Annotated in this window: 2 protein-coding genes; both read left to right on the top strand. The window is 63.3% G+C overall.

The window, feature by feature from the left end:
• Positions 1–240 (top strand): T9SS type B sorting domain-containing protein (locus BEN47_RS00110; protein ID WP_139147327.1); only part of this gene is annotated, 240 nt, incomplete at its 5' end.
• A 272-nt stretch (positions 241–512) separates the two neighbouring features.
• The coding region (locus tag BEN47_RS00105) for a fibronectin type III domain-containing protein (protein WP_070724178.1) at positions 513–2,861 on the top strand (2,349 nt) is incomplete at its 3' end.

Raw genomic sequence — 2,861 nt, 5'->3', positions numbered from 1 at the left:
AGCCCGGTGCGGCGCATCCGCTTCCAGGCCTTCAACCGCTGGGGCGTGAAGGTCTTCGAGAACGTGACCACCTCCGCCGACCGCGTCCTCATCAACTGGGCTGGTGGCGGGCCGGTGGCCGAAGCCAGCAGCGGCAATAAGGTGGTAGACGGCATCTACTACTACCTGGCCGAGGTAGAGTTTGCCGACTTCGCCAACACCAAGCGCACCTACAAGGGCTGGGTCGAAATTGTGCGCTAAGTGACTCTTTTTTTATCAGCTACTGGAAAGGCCGCTCCGTATAGGGAGCGGCCTTTTATTTTAATCTGTTGACTGGTAAGGCGAAGAAATTCAGGGCGGATGCAGGTGCAATCTTTCGGGTAGCGCGTGGGGTTGTGTGGCACGCGCACGCATTCTCGTTTACCTTCAAACTTTCTTGGGGCTGCGGCTGCCTTTTCGTCGCCCAGCCGGTCATCAGCTGGCGAGGCGAGGCCGCTGGTTTTGGTACTTAATCTTCCACGCTACCCGTTTATATGCAACATTTCTTTTCACTGCACCGCAAAGTTCGGGCCCGGCTCGGGCTGCTGGCGGCCGTTCTGCTGGTGGGGCTGGGCCTGATGCCCGAAAAGGCATCGGCTTCGCACATTCGCGCCGGCGACATTCAGGCCAAGGGCGACACTACCCAAAACGCGCCACTGGGTTCGCGGCGGGTGTTTTTCAAAATGGTGCTTTACACCGACATCGTCGGCATTGGCGGGCAAACGCCGGCCAAGCAGCCCACGGCCACCATCTTCTTCGGCGACGGCACTTCGTCATGCCTGGATGCCGTCCCGCGGGCCGGCGGCGAGCGGTCGATTCCGGGCAATACGGACTCCGCGCTGAACATTTATTTCTTCGAGCACACCTATCCCTCGTCGGGGGAATTCACGGTTAGCTTCATTGGAGAAAACCGCAATGGCGGCGTGCTGAACATGGATAATTCGATTAACCAATCGTTTTACATCAGCACCACCTTCACCCTGGACCCCGCGCTGAACATCAACCGCTTTTCCCCCAACCGCTCGCCCATTCTTACCACGCCGGCCATTGATAAAGGCGCAACGGGGCAGGTGTTTTTGCACAACCCTGGCGGGTTCGATGCCGACGGTGACTCGCTTTCCTTTAAGCTGCAGGATAGCCGCAAAGTGGCCCTGGGAGTGGAAGGCACCCTGGGCGCGCCCTGCACGCTCGGCAACGGAGCCGTGGCCACGGGCAACAACCGCCCCTTGCCGGTGACCGTGCCCAACTACCGGTTTCCGGCCGACCCCATTCTCACGGGAGGGGCCGCGGTGCAGGTGCCCTACGCCGGCGTGCCGGTGGGACGACCAGGCGAGGCGGCCATTTTTGTGCAGGACATCAACACCGGGCAAATCACCTGGAACGCGCCCAGCCGGGCTGGCATCTACAACGTGGCCATGGTGGTGGAGGAGTGGCGGCGCACGCCCGCCGGCCGCCGCAAAATAGGGGAGGTGATTCGCGACATTCAGATTATTATAACCAACACGGCCAATCTGCGTCCCATCATCACCATTCCGGAAGACATCTGCGTGATTGCGGGCGAAACCGTGACGGGCCTGGTGACGGCCGTGGACGGCGTGTCGCCCACCAGCCCGCAGACGCCGGTTACCCTGTTTGCTTTTTCGGGTATCATCCCCCCGGCCCGATTCACCCAGACGGCTACCGGCCCGCCCACGGCGCGCGGTACCTTTGTGTGGCAAACCCAGTGCGCCAACGTGGCCCGCTTGCCCTATCTGGTCGTGTTCAAGGCCCAGGATAATCCCTCGCCCGTGACGGCGGCCAACCCGCCGCTGATTGACGAGAAAACCTGGCGCATCACCGTGGTGGGGCCGCCGCCCCAGAACCTGCGCGCCGCCCCCGATGCCAGCACCGGCCTCAACCGCTCCCTGCTCACCTGGAACACCTACACGTGCGCCAACGCCCAGTTTATTCACATCTACCGCAAGGAAAACCCCTCGGGCTTTGTGCCCGGCCCGTGCGAAACCGGCATTCCGGCCTCGTCGGGGTACGTGCGCATTGCCACCGTGCCGGCCAGTGCCACTTCCTTCACCGATAACAACACCAACGCCGGCGGCCAGAATCTGGGCCTGGAGCGCGGCAAAACGTACTGCTACCGCATCTATGCTGATTTTCCCGGGCCTGCGTTTGGGGCCAGCATTGCCTCGGCCGAGGCCTGCGCCAGCTTCGTGGGCCGCGCCGCTCAGCTCAAGAATGTGGACGTGGAAGTAACTAGCGCCACCCAGGGCCAGATAGCGGTGCGCTGGACGCAGCCCCGCCCCGCGGCGGGCACCGTGTTCGATGGCACGCCTTCGTTCGTGCTCTCGCGGGCCGAGGGCTTGGCGCCCACCGCCTTCACGCCGGTGCGCACGTTCACGTCCCTCAACGACACGTCGTTTGTCGATACCGGCCTCAATACCCTGGACCGGCAGTACACTTACCAGCTGGAGTTTATCCGCAGCTTCAGCAACGGCAGCCTGCCGGTGCGGGAAGTGGCCGCACCCGCCAGCAGCGTGCGCGTGACGGTGGTGCCCAACAACCCGCCCACGTCCTTCACCGTGAGCTGGACCTACCGCGTGCCGTGGAATAACTCGCTCAAGCCGGTGGTGATTTACCGCCGCAACGGCGCGGCCGGCAGCCCTTATGTGCAGATTGCCACGGCCCCCACCACCGCCACCGGCGGCACCTATCAGGACCGGGACCCCGCCCTGGTGAAGGGCCAGACCTACTGCTACTACGTCCGGACCGAGGGCCAGTACGCGCCCACCGGCTACCTCAGCTCCCTGCTCAACAAGAGCCAGGAGCAGTGCGCCGCCCTCATTGCCGCG

It is taken from the genome of Hymenobacter lapidarius, assembly GCF_001816145.1.
Lineage (GTDB): Bacteria > Bacteroidota > Bacteroidia > Cytophagales > Hymenobacteraceae > Hymenobacter > Hymenobacter lapidarius.
Note: the sequence above shows the minus strand (reverse complement) of the source record. Positions and strands in the feature narration are given on the sequence as shown.